This window comes from Microvirga sp. CF3016 (assembly GCF_036314085.1).
GTDB lineage: Bacteria > Pseudomonadota > Alphaproteobacteria > Rhizobiales > Beijerinckiaceae > Microvirga.
Genome location: NZ_JAYGGM010000014.1, coordinates 58,131 through 74,083, shown reverse-complemented (window position 1 = coordinate 74,083; position 15,953 = coordinate 58,131). Strand labels below are relative to the sequence as shown.

Here is a 15,953-nt window from a genome sequence, read left to right as displayed (position 1 = left end):
TTCGCGCGGAGCCGCTCATCACGTTCATGCGATATCGGCTCCGATGACCTGGCATGCGGACGGACCTGGTTTATCCTGGAATCCGTCAACTGACTTTCGAGGAGCCCATGGCCGATCCGTCCGTTGGACCTTTCAATCGGCGATCCGTTTTGCTCCAGGCCGGAGTGGTGGCTGCAGCGGCAGCTGTTCCGAGGATCCTGAGCGCTGCCGAGCTTGTCGCAACGCCGGGGCAGACCGAGGGGCCTTTCTATCCGGTCGCGTTTCCCACCGACCTGGACAACGATCTCGTCCGGGTGACGGGCCAGGCCGCGCGGGCGCTGGGGCAGGTGATCCATGTGTCGGGACGCGTGCTCGATCTGCGTGGGCAGCCCCGGCCCGGAAGCGTGGTCGAGATTTGGCAGTGCGACGCCAACGGCATTTACCGTCATCCCCGGGCGGCCGGGCAGGGGAGCATCGACCACGCTTTCCAGGGTTATGGCCGCACGCAGGTCGACGAACAGGGACGTTACCGCTTCCGCACCATTCGGCCCGTGCCCTATCCCGGCCGGACGCCGCACATCCATTTCGCCGTGCATGTGCCGGGGCAGGGGCGCCTGGTCACACAGATGTATATCGAGGGCGAGCCTCTGAACGCCCGCGACGGCGTTCTGAACGGCATCCGCGATCCGAGCGCCCGGCGCAGCGTCATCGTCCCGCTGCTGGCCGGCCCGTCGCCGGAGCCCGGTGCCCTCCATGGACAGTTCGACATCGTCGTTGCCGCGTGATCGCAGGCGGGCAGCCGGTGCGTCTATTCCTGCGCCGGGTGCTCCGCCTTGCGCGGCTGGATGCGGATCCGGCCATGGGTGATCTCGACCACCCGGTCGGCATCCGCCCTGGTCTGCGTCCTTTCGGGGGATTCGATGAGATCCCCTGCCTGCTCCGCGGCTTCCGTCCCCTCCCATCCCTCTGAACGCCAGGCGACCTGCTGCTCGTCGAGATCCAGAACGCCTTCCCGGTCCAAAATGCCCACGACCTCGTCGACCCGGGATGCGTCGCATTTCACGATCACCACGGAGCCGCCGCGGATCACGCCCTCCGCATAGGCATAGGCATCGGCGCGCGACACGCCGAGATCCTCCAGGAGAGGAGCGAGATTGTGCGGCGTGGTCCAGATGTCGATGTCGTCTGCCGGGATGCCCGCCTGCTTCAGGTGGTTCGCAGCCGTATTCGCGTGATGGTCGCTGTGGAAGAGGGATGTGACGGTCTTGGTCATCGGACGATCCCCTGCAAGAGGCCAATCTACCACGGCCGACCAGGATCGACCACTTGTCCGTAGGAATGCCGCGTGAGCGGCAAAGGTCCCGGCACCAAGCCGGGCGGTTGTGCGTTGGATCGGCATGGCAAAACCGCTCAAGCTCGTCTCCGTTCCGTCCGTGGACATGCCCGGCATCGTCGCTTCGGCGGTCTATGCCGGCGGCCGGCGCGTGCGGGAGATCCCGATCGAAGAGGCCGGGGACTGGTCCAAGAAGCCCGGGCACGTGGTCTGGATCGGCCTGCACGAGCCCGGTCTCGATCTCCTGAGAAGGGTTCAGGCGGAGTTCGGCCTGCATGAGCTCGCCATCGAGGATGCCCTCAAGGCGCACCAGCGGCCCAAGCTCGAGCAATATGGCGAAGCGCTGTTCGTCGTCGCCCGGACGGCTCAGATGGTGGAGGGGCGCATCGCGTTCGGCGAGACCCATCTGTTCGTCGGGCACGGCTACGTGGTCTCGGTCCGCCATGGCGCCTCGACGAGCTACGCGCCGGTGCGGGAGCGCTGCGAGGCGGCGCCGACGGCGCTTTCGGAAGGCGAGGACTTCATCCTCTATGCGATCCTCGACTTCATCGTCGACAACTACATGCCGGTCATCGAAACGATCCAGGCGGAGGTTGAGGAGATCGAGGACAGCATCCTGGGGACGAACCAGCCGCAGGAGCGGATCAGCCGGCTCTACCAGCTGCGTCGGGATCTCCTGCGGCTGCGCAATGCCGCCGTTCCGCTGGTGGAGGTCTGCCGCCGTCTCGAGCAGCCGGGGCTGCCCGGGATCGACGCAGCGATGCAGCCGCTCTTCCGCGACGTGTCCGACCATATCCGCCGCGTGCAGGAGGAGATCGAGTCCCTGCGGGAGATGCTGGCCTTCGCGTTCGAGACCAGCCTGATGACAGGTCAGGCGCAGCAGAACGAGATCACCCGCAAGCTGGCAGCCTGGGCGGCCATCCTGGCCGTCCCTACCGCCGTGGCCGGCATCTACGGCATGAACTTCGACGTGCTGCCCGAGCTGCATTGGAAATACGGGTATCCCTTCGTGCTGACGGTGATCGCGGTGGTCTGCGGCTGCCTCTACTGGCGCTTCCGCCGGAAGCGCTGGCTTTGAAGGCGCCAGCACCTGTGGGCCCGGAGCCGTGAGGCTCCGAGCCGAAAGGTGATCGAGGGTGGCGCGAGTGGCGGCCCGGCTCGATGGCTATGGGAAGATGGAAGAGCCGGACGGCGCCTCGCGCACGGTTTCTTTAGGCGGACAGGAGCGGCAGGCTCAGTCAACCGCCGCAGGCGTGGTCCGTCTCGTGCAACGGGGGCCTGCGACCGGTCCCGACCACCCACCGGGCATCCTGGGCCTCCTGTCGGGGCGGCGTGCGAGACCACCCCACAGGACCGTGCCTGCTCCCACGCTGCGACGCCTCGAGCGCGCCCCTCACAGGAGCAGATCTGAGCAAGGGTCTAACCCATATGCAACACAGTGTCAAGAACAAAGAGCGAACATTGTCCACATCCTCAAGGTCATCACCGGCCCTGTGCCGGTGATCCCGATTAAGTGCGATGCTCCAAAAAGATCGGGATGGCCGGGACTGATCCCCGGATCACGTCTGGGGACGGCCATGATGTCCAGGGTGTCAGGGCCGCTGATCGCGACCGGACAAGCATCCCGCTTCACGGTGGGCCGGTCCGCGTGGATCCTCGACTCACGTCCAGCCCGGCCATGACGAGGAGGGTGCAGACGGACGTTGTCTCCCTTGAATCCAACGCGGGAGAAGCGACAGAACCAGTGCCGCGCGAATCGAAGCTTGGCCATTTATCGCCAGCAGACAGAATTCCTGTCGGAATTAACCGAATAACGACGACTGACGAGGAAATGTGGCGGAGATCGTCGCGAGGAACGAATCGAAGCCCGTTGTGCCGGATTATGTGATCATCACCCTCAGCATCCTGACCGCCACGACGGGGATCCTCGGCGCAGCGTTCCTCTTCGTGCGCGGGTACAACGACGATCTCGCGAAAGCCGAGGGCGATCTCGCCAATCTGGCCCTTGGCCTTCGGGAGCGGGCGGACGCCGCGTTCCAGTCCATCGAGAACGTCCTGCGCGACGTGGTTAGCCGCATTCCGCAGAACTGCCTTCAGGCGCACGAGTTCGACGGGTTCGCCGCGGCACAGACCACGAAGGCCATTCTTGTCGGCGCCTGTCATTCGCTGCCCCAGATCGTCCGCATCGATCTTCTCAACGCCCGGGGGCGGATCGTCGGCACGTCCACGCCGCGTCCTCTGTCGGAACCGATCTACCTGAAGGATACATCCTACTATCGGACCCTCGCGACGGATCCGTCGCTCACCCTGTATCTCGGCGAGCCGATGAGGATCCGGGCGATGGAACGAAAGGTTCTCTCCCTCGCCCGGAAGATCGAGGACACGGACGGAAACTTCCTCGGCATCGTCGTGGCCACGATCGACCTCAGCCACTTCGAGCGGATCTTCAAGGATCATCTCAGGACCCGCTCCCAGGCGATCACGCTCTACAGGCGCGACGGCACCATCCTGGTCCATTGCCCGATCTCGGAGCGGGCGCTCGGACGGCGCATGTGGCGACCCAACACCCCGCTGCAGCGCCTGATCGCGAAGAACATCCCCACGCTGATCCGTGACGTGAGCTGGATCGACCGGAAGGAGCGCGTGGTCGCTCTCCATCCGCTCGCCCATTACCCAGCGGGCATCGCCGTCAGCAGGACCGTGGCGGAGCTCATGGCGGGACGGCGCCTCGAAAGCCGCATGGTCGCGTTCTTCGCCTACCTGATGGATATCGGGATCGAGGCCGCCACCCTGCTCGGCCTGCGGCATGTGAGAACCGGCATCCTGAGGGCCGCGAGCGAGAGCTACCTGTCGCGCCACGACGTGCTGACCAAGCTGCCCAACAGATTGCACTTCGTCGAGGACCTGAAGAGAACGTTCCTCGCCTCCCAGAGATCCGGCACGGATTTCGCCCTGCTCCTGCTCGATCTCAACCGGTTCAAGGACATCAACGAGAGTTTCGGCCACGGGGTGGGTGACGAGATCGTCCAGACGGTGGCGCGGCGCCTGCGCGAACGGCTGAGGAAGACCGACCTCATCGCCCGTATCGGCGGCGACGAGTTCGCCATCATCCGGCGGCCGGTCAGGACCCGCCAGCAGGCGATCGACCTCGCCACGGCCATCCAGGCCGCCATGCGGGTCCCGTGCACGGCCGGCAGCACGGAGATCGAGGTCGGGCTCTCCATCGGCATCGCCATCGCGTCCACCGACGGCAAGACCTCGACCGAACTCATGAAGGCGGCCGATATCGCCCTCTATGCGGCGAAGTCCGATTCCAGCAGCAGCTACCGGCTCTACGATGCGAACATCAAGGATTCCCGCGCGGAGCGCCGCGCCCTCGAAGGAGCCCTGAAGAGTGCCCTGGAAAACAGGGAACTCGACCTGTTCTACCAGCCCATCCTCGATCTCGCCACGAACCAGATTTGGGGCTGCGAGGCGCTGGCGCGGTGGAAGCACCCGACCAAGGGCATGATCTCGCCGCTGCAGTTCATCCCCACGGCAGAGGAATCGGGCCTCATCGGCCCGATGGGCGACTGGATCCTCGAGGATGCCTGCACGACGGCCATGACCTGGCCGCAGCCCCTGAAGGTCGCGATCAATCTCTCGCCGGTGCAGTTCAGGAGCCGGGACGTGGTCGCGAGCGTCAGGAAGGCCCTGGAGGTGTCCGGCCTGCCGGCCCAGCGCCTCGTCCTGGAGATCACGGAGTCGGTCAAGCTCACCGAGGAGGCCACCACGGCGCTGAAGAAACTGAAGGCGCTGGGGGTCTCGATTGCCCTCGACGATTTCGGCACGGGCTATGCCTCGATGAGCTATCTCAGCAGTTTCCCGTTCGACAAGATCAAGATCGACCAATCCTTCGTGCGCAACATGCTGGCGTCCGCGGACAGCCGCGCGATCATCAAGGCCACCATCGGCCTCGCGAAGGACCTGAACATGAGTACGACCGCCGAAGGCGTCGAAACCGAGGAGCAGCTCAACGCCCTGCGCCTCGCCGGCGCCTCCCAGGCCCAGGGCTATCTGATCGCCAAACCGATGCCCCGCGAAGCCATCGCGGCCTTCATCGCGGAAACTCAGAAGCCTCAGTCGAGGAAGCGGGACGACCAAGCTCCAGCCCGGGCCGTGGCGTAAGGGATCGGGTCGACGCGAGGACCGATTGCCCGTCGTCTCCGGTCCCAAGGGCACGGACGAAAAACGACACAGTCCTTCAGCGGGTCCATAACAGGAGAGGGCGGACACGATGCGCCAGCCGCCTCCTGATCGTCGAAAAATCGACCTGAAGGCATGGGGCCGTGGCCGAGGATTTCTGCCGCCACGCTGAAACCAGCCGGCGCGTCGGCGATTCCCCTTTAACTTATGATATTTTGACCGCCCCGATCTGCTGCGGCTGGCAGGGGACCCAACCAGGAGAACACTGATGCCTCATGGCGCCCCAGATGACGTGCGCCTGCCGCATGTCGACGAGCTCCCTTCGGACGTCGCGACCATGATGATCGCTCGCGCCTTCGCGGAGATCTACCGGGATGTGCTGGAGGAACCGGTGCCCGAACGGCTGACCGCCATCCTGCGCCGGATGGACCGCCGGGGAGGCCGATCATGAACGAGAACCAGTTCGAACCGCACATCGCCCTGGTGGTGGAGGACGATCCGGACGTCCGGACGCTCGCGGCTGCCCTGCTCGAGGAGACGGAGCTCGACGTGGTCGAGATCGAGCGCGCGGAGGATGCCCTGAGCTATCTGCAGGAGCATGGCAGCGATGTGGCGATGATCTTCGCCGATATCCGCCTGGCCGGCCCGATGGACGGGGTGCAGCTGGCCAAGGCGGCCTGCACGCTCTGGCCGACGGTCCGGATCGTGCTCACGTCCGGTGCCGGGAACGACGGGCTCGACGACCTGCCGGATTGCGTCACCTTCATGCCGAAGCCCTGGCGGGGCCTCGACGTGCTGGTCCAGGCCGAGAAGGCCGTTCACCATCCGCAGCCGCCGGTGGCGTGAATGGGAGGCGAGGGGCAGGGCATTCCGGCGCTCGTCCTCGTCGTCGACGACGAGCCGCTGGTGCGCATGACCGCGGCCGACGAATTGGAGGAGGCCGGGTTCCGGGTGCTCGAGGCGGCCAATGCCGACGAGGCCCTGGCGATGCTGAAGACGCATTCCGACGACGTGCGGGTGCTCTTCACCGACGTGAACATGCCGGGCTCCATGGACGGCATGGCCCTGGCCGCCCAGGTGCACCGGCGCTGGCCCCATGTCCGGCTGCTGATCTCCTCCGGCTATGCCCGGCCGCATCCCGACCAGATCCCCGACGACGGACGGTTCGTGCCCAAGCCCTACCGGAGCGCCACGCTGGTGCGCCACGTCACCGAGATGCTCGGGAGCGCCCCGGAGGCCTAGAGCGGATCGAGCGCCCGCCGGGTGGACCGGCGGGCTCTCACGCTGGTCGGCGTCCTCTTACGCCGCCTGCTGCGCCGAGAGCTTCTCGGCTTGCTCGTCGGCCCGTTTCGCGGCGGGCCGGTTGACGTGCCTTTCGCTGTAGATCTCGAAGACTCGGCGCTTCTCGATCATGCCCGACATCATGCCCCATTGCAGGTGGCTGGCGAGCACGACGTCGGCGGCGGTGAAGCGGTCGCCCGCCACATAGGTCCGGCCTTCGAGCCAGGCGGAGAGCGTGTCCAGCACGCGCGCATAGGAGCCGTAGCCGAAGCGGCCCTCCATGTCGGGCGAGGGATCCCAGCCGATCACATGGTTCGAGGCGGCGGGCTCCAGGCAGCCGGCGGTGAAGAAGAGCCAACGGTAATAATCGCCGCGATGTTTCGGCTCGGGCGCAAGGCCTGCCTCGGGGAAGGCGTCGGCGAGATAGGCGCAGATGGCCGCGACCTCCGTCACGACGGTCTCGCCGTGCCGGATCGCCGGCACCTTGCCCATGGGATTGATGGCGAGGTAGTCCGGCGCCTTCATCGTGGTCGTGAAATCCAGCACCTTGAGGGTATAGGGACGGCCGATCTCCTCCAGCATCCAGTGCACGATGGCGCCGCGCGATTGCGGATTGGTGTAGAAGACGAGGTCGTCGCTCTTGCTGTGCGTGCTCATGGGTGTCTCCCTGGTGTTGCGTGAACGGGAGACTGAATAGCGCACGCCGCTGTCAGATTCTGGCAGCAGTGTTTGCTGCCACTCCTTCATGAGCTGGCGGCGGGGCCGGGGCACGCGCTCGGGCAGGATCTCGGCCGCCTCGATCCGGTCGGTGCGGAAATGGCGGAAGCCGCCGCGCAGCTCGCACCAGGCCACCAGCACGCGGGTGGTCTCGAAGAAGCCGAGCGACACGGGCCAGATGATCCGCTCGGAGCGCGCGGCCTTCTCGTCGGTATAGGCGATGGACAGTTTCCGGCCCTCGTTCAGCGCGCGCCTCAGGACTGCGAGGTCGACCGCCTGCGGCCGGTCCCAGCCGTGGCCGATCACCAGGGCGTCGTCCTCCATGCGCTCGCGCAGATCGGCGGGAAGGACGGCGGCGACCTTGGCCATGACGTTGCGGGCGGCCTGTCCCATGTCCTCGTCGGTGCGCCGCCCGACCCATTGCAGGCCGAGCGCCAGCGCCTCGATCTCCTGGCCCGAGAACATCAGGGGCGGGAGCAGGAAGCCGGGCTTGAGCACATAGCCGAGCCCCGGCTCGCCCTCGATCTCCGCGCCGAGCGCCTGCAGCGAGGCGATGTCGCGATAGAGCGTGCGCAGCGAAATCCCGGCCTCGCGCGCCAGCACCGCCCCGCTCACCGGGCGGCGGTGACGGCGCAGGATCTGCAGCAGATCGAAAAGGCGTTCGGCGCGGGACATGGGGGGAGCTTAGCACGGGATGGTGACAGCCTGTGACAGCAGGGGCCGGATGAGCGGTGGATGACGGGAGATCCCGGCCCTCGGCAGCGGCGTTTTCGACGCCTTGCCGCCTCCCGTCCTGCAGCAGCCGCCGGACGGGCTGACGATGCTTCAAGGATTTCTGATCATCAGCACGTAGACCGCCACAACGACGGCGATCAGCATGACCGCGTAGAGGGACTGGGACAGCATCACAGGAATCCCAGGATCACCGCCGCGCAGAACAGAAACGCCAGACCGGCCACGGCCAGTGCTTCGTTCTCGAAGGAGAGATAGGCTCTGATCCGCGTCATCATGGCAGCCTCCTGGGCTGCCGGCATTATGCGCGCATGGGGGCCGGAAAGATACGACTATCCCTGAAGCCCGGCCTTGCGCCACCTATCGCGATCCTTGGCCCAGAAGCCCGTTCAGGAACGCGATGTGCTCGGAGGCGGGCAGGGGCGTGCCGTTCGGCCCCTTGGGTCTGATCTCCCCGACGAGCAGGGTATCGGGATGCCGGGTCGGGATCGCTTCCAGATCGATCAGAAGCCGCTCCTCGCCTGTCCCGCAGGCGATGTTCACGCCATGGGCATACGTGTCGGCCCGGCAGGCCCGACCGGCCCGCTCCAGCGCCGCCATGACGGCGCGCAGCTTTCCGAAGGAATGCCGTTCGTAAGGCTCGCTCGCCTCCACGACCATGTCGAGCGCCCAGAACGGATGCCGGCGGGGCGACAGGGTCTGGGCGTCGGCCGGGCCGGCGAGGGCCGCGAGGGCAACGAGGAGGAGGCGGTGCAGGGGCATGGTGCTGGACGAGCCTTGGAGCGTTGCGGCGGTGGAGCGAGGGGCGTGAGGCATTGACCCTTTACCACATCCGCGTGTTATCTCGTCACCGGAACCGGGCGCACCCGGTTCCGGGGCGTCAGAACCTCAACCCGAGGCGGCCGGTATCGGCCGTCAACGATGCCTTCCCAACCTTACGGTCGGGGAGGCGCTGTCGCATGTCCAGGGCGAAAGCCTAAAGGGCAGCGCGGTCGTCCTCGGGCGACTTCTGAACTCCCCGGCCACCAGGGCTCCTGGTGGTCGCTTCATTCGAGGGAGTTGCCGCATGGACCAGCCTTACAGCCTGTGGGCCGATTGGCTCTCGAAGTTCCACACCTGGCCCGAGCCGATCCAGGCGCTCTGGCTCGTCGCCGTGCCGCTGACGGTTCTCGGCCTTACATGGCTGGTGCTGCGCGGCCTGCGCGAAATCATCCGCCTCTCGCGCGGCGAGCGCGGCCACAGCGGGTGGCGCGGCCACGGCGCGTGGCGCGGTCACCTGGTCTACGGCGTCTACCAGGACCCGCAAGGCCGCTGGATGGTCTACTGGCATGGGCGCGCCCCGCAAGCGGTCGATTGGGAAAACCCGCCGCCGGAGCTGATCGGGCGCGGCACGGTGGTGCAGGGCGTGTTCAGGCGCCCGGAGAACGGCTGATGGGTCTGATGTCAAAGAGCCTGCTCCGTGAAGCCAGCACCTTGGGGCCCGCAGCTTGCGCTGCGAGCCTTTCAGGAGATCGAGGGTGGCGCGAGTGGCAGCCCGGCTCGATGGTGATGATGGGAAGATGGAAGAGCCGGACGGCGCCTCGCGCACGGTTCTTTTCAGGCGGACCAGCTGGGACGACACCCAAGGTCGGCCTCCTGCGCTCCCAGGCGTGCGAGGCCTGCCGCAGGACCGTGCCGGCTCCCGTCACTGCGACGCCTCGCGAGCGCGCCCCTCGCAGGAACCGATCTGGGCACCACCCTAGCTCAGGTGTAACCCTGTGTCAAGAACAAAGTGAGAACATAGCGTTGCATTGCGCCCCTGGCTCCTTGTCCGCCAAGCCATCAAAAAGCCTGTAGGGCGCGCTATTCTCCCATCATGAGCAAGGCCTCGAAGCATCCGGGCCCGCGTGAGGCTCTCAGGCGGTGGGACAACGAGGGCGGCGCGCCCCGATCCGGGCGTCCTTTGCCTGGGTCCGCACCTGTCGGGGATCAGGGCGAGCATCACGAGCTCTACTACTTCAACATCAGGACGGCAGGCGGCGTGATCGAGGATCCGGAAGGATCCGCGCATCCCGATCTCCAGGCCGCCCGGGAGCAGGCTCTCTCCGAGGCCCGCCGGATCGTCGCCGAGGGGGATCGGCAGGGCGAGGATCGGCGGAGCTGGAGCTTCGAGATCATGGATCGAGCCAACCGGCCGGTCCTGACGATCCGTTTCTCCGACCTGGGAAGAGCCGCCGGCCGGTGACCGGGACACCCTCTGCCGCACGCACAGGAAAGCGAGTTCGATCATGAGCAGGAAACCCTTCGAGGTCGCCCAGGGCATCGTTCAGGCTATCCGGAAAGCCGCGCAATCCTTGAAAGGCGCGCCCGTTCCGCCGGAGCGGGTGAAACTCAACGGGCGGCGCGGCTACGGGGACAACGACATCCCGTCGCCGGACCGGGAGCACGATACCTGATTCTAAGCCGGTCGGAGCGCTCGCAGAGGCGCCACCCGCTTTTCCCATCCGATGCCTTTGGGATTTCCGATCATCGGAATGCAGACCGCCAGAACCACGGCGATCAGCATGACGGCATAGAGGGACTGAGACAGCATCACAGGAATCCCAGGATCACCGCTGCTCGGAACAGGACCGCCAGACCGGTTACGGCCAACGTCTCGTTTTCGAAGGAGATGCAGGAATTGATCCGGCCATCCACGCCTTGAACCCGCCGTGCCGAAAAAGGCGTGGATACCCGCGACAAGCGCGGGCATCACGATGGAGGATACAAGGCCACTCAGTATCATCGGCCGATGCACAAGGGCGGCTGGGTGTAAATTGACTGAATAATAATCACAACGGGCGGCTAGAACCCTTATTTTCTGGGACCTGACTTCGGCCTCTGACGCATTACCTCTTCGATTTGACTCGCCAACACGTCATCGATTTCAGCGTCGAACGGGGACGCGGCACCCATCGTCAAGCCAACAAAAAACCCCCGAGGAATTCCTCGGGGGCTTGCCGCTTGATCGGTTGTGAGTGCGTTTAAGTCATGCGGGAACCGCGTCGCGCCGGAACAGCAGTGTCCGCTTCGCGGCCTCTATCACGATGGCCGGCTTTATGCCGCGCGCGGCAAGCATCCGTTGCAACGCCTCCCGCGACTGTTGCCGCTCCCGGGCAAGCCGCGACAGGGTGACGGTCTCGGCCTCGAACCGCGTCATCTCCGCCTCGGTCACCACCGTCTGGGGACGGCGGTTGACCGGGTTGACGGCAATCTCGGTTGCGAGATGCCCGCCGGCGATCAGACCCCTGAGGGTGGAGGTGTGAATGCCGAGGCGACGCTCGACCGCGCGCAACGAGAGGCTGCCGTGATCCGGACGGCGCACCGCTGCTCGGGCCTCCTGCACATTCACAAGCACCAATAGGTAGCCGCGCGTGTCCGTCTTCTGGCCGATGAACGACAAGCGCCGCTCGAAGATCGCTGTCACGATTTCCCGTGCCGAGCAGTTCGCCCGCTTGGCGGCGTCGGGAGAGGGTATGGGATCGTCAGTGCGTGACCCAAAGCGGCCGTTCGGCCAGCGGGTTATGCTCCAAGCAAATCCAACCCCTCTTGCAAGCTTACGCGTCAACGAGTATATAGCTGCCATATAGATAGGAACCTATCAATATGGTACCTAAGCAAGATGAGCTGACCGCCCTGCGGGCCGGGTTCTTGGAGGAGCTGTCGATTGCCAGTCGCAAGCTGCGCACCCTGTTCGATGCCCGGGTCCGCGCCAAGGGTCTGACGCTCGCCCGCGCCCGCACTCTGATCCACCTCGCCCGCAAGGACGGCATGACCCAGACGGAGCTTGCCGAGATCCTCGAAGTCGAAGGCCCGACCCTGGTCCGTCTGCTCGACGGGCTCGAGGCTCAGGGTCTGACGGAACGCAGGCCTGTGGAAGGGGATCGCCGCGCCAAGCATATTGCCCTGACCACCGAGGGTCACAAGCTCGCCGCGGAGGTGACCCGGCTTGGCAACGAGCTGCGTGAGGAGGTACTCGCCGACATTCCGGAGGCCGACCTGATCGCGGCCGCGGCGACCATGCGCGCGATTGCCGGGAAGATTTCGACCGCTGCCGGCTGCCAGACGGACGCCGCATGAGCGCCGCGCCTGCCGTCCGCCAAACCAGCTCTCCTGTGACCGACGCCGAGGACGAGACCCCTTCACAAGCGCCGGAACGCCAGGAGCCGCAGGCGCCGCCCCAACCTCCGGCGGCGCCTGCCCCCATGCCCCCACTCCGGGCGGCGAGCTACATGCTGGCCTCGGTGCTCCTGGCGATGACTCAGGGGCTCGGGATGAACCTGATCTCGGCCAACCTGCCCCAGATCCAGGGAGCGCTCGGCGCGACCACCAATGAGGCTCTGTGGTTGATGGCCGCCTACATGGCGCCCTACGCCAGCCTCTCGCTGATCCTGATCAAGGTCAGGACCCAGTTCGGCCTGCGCAACTTCGCCGAATTGGCCATTCTGGCCTTCCTGCTCGTCGCGCTACTGCATCTGTTCGTCGACGACCTGCGCTCGGCGATCATCGTGCGCTTCTTCAGCGGCGTCGTGGCCGCGCCCCTGTCGGCGCTCGCCTTCCTCTACATGCTGGAGCCGTTTCCACCGGCCAAGAAGCTCAATCTCGGGCTCAGCCTCGCCCTGACCAACTTGGCGCTTGCCCCGAGTGTGGCCCGGCTGATCTCGCCCACGCTCCTGGATATCGGCGGGTGGCACGGCCTCCATGTCCTGGAGATCGCCATTGCCATGGTAGCCTTCGGGGCCGTCTACCTGCTGCCCCTGGCGCCCCAGCCGCGTGCCAAGGTCATCCAGCCCCTCGACGTCGTGAGCTACCTGTTCATTGCCGCCGGCTTCGGACTGGCCGCCATGGCGATGACCGTAGGCCGGTTCTATTGGTGGTTCGAGGCGCCATGGCTCGGGCTCATGCTCGCCGGTGCGATCATCGCGGTGACCTGTGCGGCGATCATCGAGCTCAACCGCGTCAACCCGCTCTTGGACATCCGCTGGCTCACCAGCCGGGAGGTCTTGCACTTCACTGCGGCTCTGCTGATCTTTCGCATCGTCCTATCCGAGCAGACCAGCGGCGCCTTCGGCTTGTTCCAGGTGCTGGGTCTCCAGAACAGCCACATGGCGAGCCTGTCCTGGATCATTCTCGGCACGACCATCGCCGGTGGATTGACCTGTGCTGCTGTGATGAAGCCCGGCCGCGAGCCGGCCATTCATATGGTGGCCCTCACCCTGCTGGCGGCCGGCGCGTACATGGACAGCCAGGCGACGAACCTGACCCGTCCGGCCGAGATGTATCTGAGCCAAGCCCTGATCGCATTCGCCGGCGCCCTGTTCCTCCCGCCCGCCCTGGCCTCGGGCCTGATGTCGGCCCTGAAGAAGGGCCCCAACTACATCCTGAGTTTCGTGATCGTCTTCCTCACGACCCAGAGCATCGGCGGCTCGCTCGGCTCGGCGGTGGTCGGCACCTTCGTCACTTGGCGCTCCAAGGTTCATTACCAGGCCGTGGCCGAGCGCATCACGCTAACTGATCCCATCGTAACCCAGCGCTTGGGCCAGCTCTCGGGCGCCTATGGTCGCGTGCTCACCGACCAGGCGCAGATGAGCACCCAAGGGCTGACCCTGCTCAACCAGCAGGTGATGCGGGAAGCCAACATCCTCGCCTACAACGACGCTTTCCTGGCCATTGCCCTGCTCGCCGCGTTCGCGCTCGCTGCGCTGATCATCCACGTTGCGGTGGTCGCCATCGGCAAGCGGCTTGCGACGGCTCCTCACCCCTCCCTTGCCTGACAACTCCTTAGATTGATCCCCATGCTGAAGTTTCTCAGATCCACCGCCACCCTTGTTGCCGTCGTGATCGGCGTCGCCGGTGCCGCGCTCGTTCTTTACGCGTGGCGCCTGCCACCGTTCACCAGCTCGGTTGAGACCACCGACAACGCCTATGTGCGCGGACAGGTGACTCTCATCAGCCCGCAGCTCACCGGCTATATCGCCGAGGTCCCGGTTCAGGACTACCAGAAGGTCAAGGCCGGCCAGTTGCTGGTGCGCATCGACGACCGCATTTACGAGCAGAAGCTCCAGCAGGCGAAGGCGACATTGGCTGTCCAGAAGGCAGCCCTGGCCAACTCCGAGCAGACGCGGCGGTCGAACGAGGCCAAGATCAAGTCGAGCGAGGCCCAGGTCGACAGCGCGCAGGCCGCGCTTAAGGCGGCCGACGCCAGTTGGGAGCGCATCGAGCCTCTGCTGTCCCGCGGCGTGACCACGCAGAAGGAGGCCGATCAGGCTCGTGCCAATCTGGATCAGGCCAAGGCGGCGCTGAGTCAGGCGCAGGCCGCTGTCGAGGTCGCGCGCCAGGACCTGGCGGCGACCCTGGTGAACCGGTCTTCCCTGGAAGCTGCGGTGCAAGGCGCCGAGGCTGCCGTGCGCCTGGCCGAGATCGATCTTCAGAACACCCGGATCGTGGCGCCTCAGGACGGACGCCTTGGCGAGGTCGGCGCGCGGGTCGGACAGTATGCATCCGCCGGGACGCAGTTGCTGGCAGTGGTGCCGGAGAGGATCTGGGTGGTGGCCAACTTCAAGGAAACGCAGCTTCCCGGAATGAAGGTCGGCCAGCCGGTAACCTTGAACGTCGATGCTCTGGAGCATGCGAGCCTGTCCGGCCGCATCGAGCGGTTCTCGCCGGCGGCCGGCTCGGAGTTCAGCGTCCTCAAGGCGGACAACGCCACCGGCAATTTCACCAAGGTGGCCCAGCGCGTTCCCGTGCGCATCGCCGTCGATCCCGGTCAGGATTTTGTCGAGCGGCTTGCCCCGGGCATGTCCGTGGTGGTCAGTGTCGATACGGCCAGCAAGGAGACGTCTGACGCCGTTGCGTCCACCGGCGCCGTGCGTAGCGAATGACCTTCCGGGATGGTTTGGACCACGAATGGACCAGGGCTTGGGTCAGGCGATGACCGCAAGGGCTGAGAAGAAGCGAGCCCAGATCCTGGATGGGGCTCGCGCTGTTTTCCTGGCCGAGGGATTTGATGGCGCCAGCATGGAGGCGATTGCCCATGCCGCGGGGGTGTCGAAGGGAACGCTCTACACGTACTTCAAGGGCAAGGACGAGCTCTTCACGGCTTTGGTCGCGGCCTGTCAAAACAGGAGCCTTGAGGAAACTTTCAGGAGCTTGAACAAGGCGTCCGATCCCCGCGGGAACTTGGAAACTCTGGCGCGTAACTATCTCGACAGGGTGCGCGAGCCGGAAAACCTCGCACTGCTGAGAGTAGTCGTCGGAGCATCCGCGAAGTTTCCGAGCCTGGGACAGGCCTTCTACGAAACCGGCATGCGGCCTCCTGTCGAGCGCTTGGCGCAGTACCTCAAGGATAATGCCTCGCCGAGGGCGGCGAGTGCTTGGGATGTCGAGCTCGCGGCGGTGCAGTTCTTCGCCTTTCTCCGGGCGAGCGTCGCGATCCCGATGCTCATCGCTCACGAACCGTTTCCATCCCCGCGGAGGTGTTCCGCGATTGTCGCTCAAGCCGTAGGCACGCTGCTGCGAGATCTCGGTGAGCAGCCCGCAAGTGCGGAGGCTTAAGTTAGGGCATCAAGACTGGGGCACGGTGCCGAGGTTGACCAGGGTGTAAGGGCCGCAGGTGGGCGAAACAAGGTCGGCTCCTGGCACGGAGCAGAAGTAGACCGAAAGTCTGCTCAGGTGGGGAACACCGGACGCCCCTGCCGTGAAAGGAATT

General features: G+C 65.7%; 18 protein-coding genes. 13 read left to right on the top strand and 5 right to left on the bottom strand.

Annotated elements, in window-relative coordinates:
* Window positions 1-107: 107 nt before the first annotated feature.
* The gene (locus VB672_RS19595; protein ID WP_329785888.1) at window positions 108-764 is read left to right on the top strand and encodes a protocatechuate 3,4-dioxygenase; all 657 of its coding nucleotides are present in this window, start codon (window positions 108-110) and stop codon (window positions 762-764) included.
* Window positions 765-787: 23 nt separating this feature from the next.
* On the opposite strand, the gene VB672_RS19590 is transcribed toward VB672_RS19595, so the two are convergent.
* Window positions 788-1,252, bottom strand: a complete 465-nt coding sequence (locus VB672_RS19590; RefSeq protein ID WP_329785887.1) for a hypothetical protein — start codon at window positions 1,250-1,252, stop codon at window positions 788-790.
* 124 nt (window positions 1,253-1,376) lie between these two features.
* On the opposite strand from VB672_RS19590, the gene corA reads away from it, so the two are divergent.
* From corA to VB672_RS19565, 5 genes are all read left to right on the top strand, one after another.
* Window positions 1,377-2,390: a magnesium/cobalt transporter CorA gene (corA, locus tag VB672_RS19585; RefSeq protein WP_329785886.1), complete on the top strand. Its 1,014-nt coding sequence runs from the start codon at window positions 1,377-1,379 to the stop codon at window positions 2,388-2,390.
* A 755-nt stretch (window positions 2,391-3,145) separates the two neighbouring features.
* Entirely contained in the window at window positions 3,146-5,479 is a 2,334-nt protein-coding gene (locus VB672_RS19580; protein WP_329785885.1) for a putative bifunctional diguanylate cyclase/phosphodiesterase, read from the top strand.
* A gap of 286 nt (window positions 5,480-5,765) precedes the next feature.
* On the top strand, window positions 5,766-5,948 hold the full coding sequence (locus tag VB672_RS19575) for a NepR family anti-sigma factor (protein ID WP_329785884.1): 183 nt from the start codon (window positions 5,766-5,768) through the stop codon (window positions 5,946-5,948).
* A complete protein-coding gene (locus VB672_RS19570) occupies window positions 5,945-6,343 on the top strand; it encodes a response regulator (protein WP_329785883.1) in 399 nt (132 codons plus the stop codon). The genes VB672_RS19575 and VB672_RS19570 overlap by 4 nt, the downstream gene beginning before the upstream one ends.
* Window positions 6,344-6,739, top strand: coding sequence for a response regulator (locus VB672_RS19565; RefSeq protein WP_329785882.1), 396 nt, complete (start codon window positions 6,344-6,346; stop codon window positions 6,737-6,739). It abuts the gene before it with no gap.
* Window positions 6,740-6,796: 57 nt separating this feature from the next.
* Here the strand turns inward: VB672_RS19565 and VB672_RS19560 are convergent, their stop codons facing one another.
* A complete protein-coding gene (locus VB672_RS19560) occupies window positions 6,797-8,170 on the bottom strand; it encodes an HTH domain-containing protein (RefSeq protein WP_329785881.1) in 1,374 nt (457 codons plus the stop codon).
* Window positions 8,171-8,587: 417 nt separating this feature from the next.
* Entirely contained in the window at window positions 8,588-9,043 is a 456-nt protein-coding gene (locus VB672_RS19555; protein WP_329785880.1) for a hypothetical protein, read from the bottom strand.
* A gap of 250 nt (window positions 9,044-9,293) precedes the next feature.
* On the opposite strand from VB672_RS19555, the gene VB672_RS19550 reads away from it, so the two are divergent.
* From VB672_RS19550 to VB672_RS19540, 3 genes are all read left to right on the top strand, one after another.
* A complete protein-coding gene (locus tag VB672_RS19550; protein ID WP_329785879.1) occupies window positions 9,294-9,659 on the top strand; it encodes a hypothetical protein in 366 nt (121 codons plus the stop codon).
* A 423-nt stretch (window positions 9,660-10,082) separates the two neighbouring features.
* Window positions 10,083-10,451, top strand: a complete 369-nt coding sequence (locus VB672_RS19545; protein ID WP_329785878.1) for a DUF6894 family protein — start codon at window positions 10,083-10,085, stop codon at window positions 10,449-10,451.
* Between the two features lie 43 nt (window positions 10,452-10,494).
* Window positions 10,495-10,662, top strand: a complete 168-nt coding sequence (locus VB672_RS19540) for a hypothetical protein (RefSeq protein ID WP_329785877.1) — start codon at window positions 10,495-10,497, stop codon at window positions 10,660-10,662.
* Between the two features lie 2 nt (window positions 10,663-10,664).
* Here VB672_RS19540 and VB672_RS19535 read toward each other — a convergent pair whose 3' ends face one another.
* Together VB672_RS19535 and VB672_RS19530 are read right to left on the bottom strand one after the other, a co-directional pair.
* Window positions 10,665-10,799 carry a hypothetical protein gene (locus tag VB672_RS19535; RefSeq protein WP_329785876.1) on the bottom strand — a complete coding sequence of 45 codons (135 nt, stop codon included), beginning with the start codon at window positions 10,797-10,799 and terminating at the stop codon, window positions 10,665-10,667.
* A 435-nt stretch (window positions 10,800-11,234) separates the two neighbouring features.
* Window positions 11,235-11,672 (bottom strand): hypothetical protein, encoded by a 438-nt coding sequence (locus VB672_RS19530; protein WP_329785875.1) that lies wholly within the window; start codon window positions 11,670-11,672, stop codon window positions 11,235-11,237.
* A gap of 179 nt (window positions 11,673-11,851) precedes the next feature.
* Between VB672_RS19530 and VB672_RS19525 the strand changes: the two genes are divergently transcribed.
* The 4 genes from VB672_RS19525 (at window position 11,852) to VB672_RS19510 (ending at window position 15,799) form a co-directional block, all read left to right on the top strand.
* Window positions 11,852-12,325, top strand: a complete 474-nt coding sequence (locus tag VB672_RS19525; protein WP_329785874.1) for a MarR family winged helix-turn-helix transcriptional regulator — start codon at window positions 11,852-11,854, stop codon at window positions 12,323-12,325.
* A 125-nt stretch (window positions 12,326-12,450) separates the two neighbouring features.
* Window positions 12,451-14,019 (top strand): MFS transporter, encoded by a 1,569-nt coding sequence (locus tag VB672_RS19520; protein WP_329785945.1) that lies wholly within the window; start codon window positions 12,451-12,453, stop codon window positions 14,017-14,019.
* 21 nt (window positions 14,020-14,040) lie between these two features.
* Window positions 14,041-15,126, top strand: a complete 1,086-nt coding sequence (locus VB672_RS19515) for an HlyD family secretion protein (RefSeq protein WP_329785873.1) — start codon at window positions 14,041-14,043, stop codon at window positions 15,124-15,126.
* Window positions 15,127-15,151: 25 nt separating this feature from the next.
* Window positions 15,152-15,799 (top strand): TetR/AcrR family transcriptional regulator, encoded by a 648-nt coding sequence (locus tag VB672_RS19510; protein ID WP_329785872.1) that lies wholly within the window; start codon window positions 15,152-15,154, stop codon window positions 15,797-15,799.
* Window positions 15,800-15,953: the final 154 nt, after the last annotated feature.

Bases quoted from the DNA above. Each gene is read 5' to 3' on its own strand.
- VB672_RS19590 (WP_329785887.1), bottom strand. From the start codon at position 1,252: ATGACCAAGACCGTCACATCCCTCTTCCACAGCGACCATCACGCGAAT.
- VB672_RS19555 (WP_329785880.1), bottom strand. From the start codon at position 9,043: ATGCCTCACGCCCCTCGCTCCACCGCCGCAACGCTCCAAGGCTCGTCC.
- VB672_RS19510 (WP_329785872.1), top strand. From the start codon at position 15,152: ATGGACCAGGGCTTGGGTCAGGCGATGACCGCAAGGGCTGAGAAGAAG.
- VB672_RS19515 (WP_329785873.1), top strand. From the start codon at position 14,041: ATGCTGAAGTTTCTCAGATCCACCGCCACCCTTGTTGCCGTCGTGATC.
- VB672_RS19535 (WP_329785876.1), bottom strand. From the start codon at position 10,799: ATGCTGTCTCAGTCCCTCTATGCCGTCATGCTGATCGCCGTGGTTCTG.
- VB672_RS19550 (WP_329785879.1), top strand. From the start codon at position 9,294: ATGGACCAGCCTTACAGCCTGTGGGCCGATTGGCTCTCGAAGTTCCAC.
- VB672_RS19525 (WP_329785874.1), top strand. From the start codon at position 11,852: ATGGTACCTAAGCAAGATGAGCTGACCGCCCTGCGGGCCGGGTTCTTG.
- VB672_RS19565 (WP_329785882.1), top strand. From the start codon at position 6,344: ATGGGAGGCGAGGGGCAGGGCATTCCGGCGCTCGTCCTCGTCGTCGAC.
- VB672_RS19520 (WP_329785945.1), top strand. From the start codon at position 12,451: ATGCCCCCACTCCGGGCGGCGAGCTACATGCTGGCCTCGGTGCTCCTG.
- VB672_RS19595 (WP_329785888.1), top strand. From the start codon at position 108: ATGGCCGATCCGTCCGTTGGACCTTTCAATCGGCGATCCGTTTTGCTC.
- VB672_RS19540 (WP_329785877.1), top strand. From the start codon at position 10,495: ATGAGCAGGAAACCCTTCGAGGTCGCCCAGGGCATCGTTCAGGCTATC.
- VB672_RS19545 (WP_329785878.1), top strand. From the start codon at position 10,083: ATGAGCAAGGCCTCGAAGCATCCGGGCCCGCGTGAGGCTCTCAGGCGG.
- VB672_RS19560 (WP_329785881.1), bottom strand. From the start codon at position 8,170: ATGTCCCGCGCCGAACGCCTTTTCGATCTGCTGCAGATCCTGCGCCGT.
- VB672_RS19570 (WP_329785883.1), top strand. From the start codon at position 5,945: ATGAACGAGAACCAGTTCGAACCGCACATCGCCCTGGTGGTGGAGGAC.
- VB672_RS19575 (WP_329785884.1), top strand. From the start codon at position 5,766: ATGCCTCATGGCGCCCCAGATGACGTGCGCCTGCCGCATGTCGACGAG.
- corA (WP_329785886.1), top strand. From the start codon at position 1,377: ATGGCAAAACCGCTCAAGCTCGTCTCCGTTCCGTCCGTGGACATGCCC.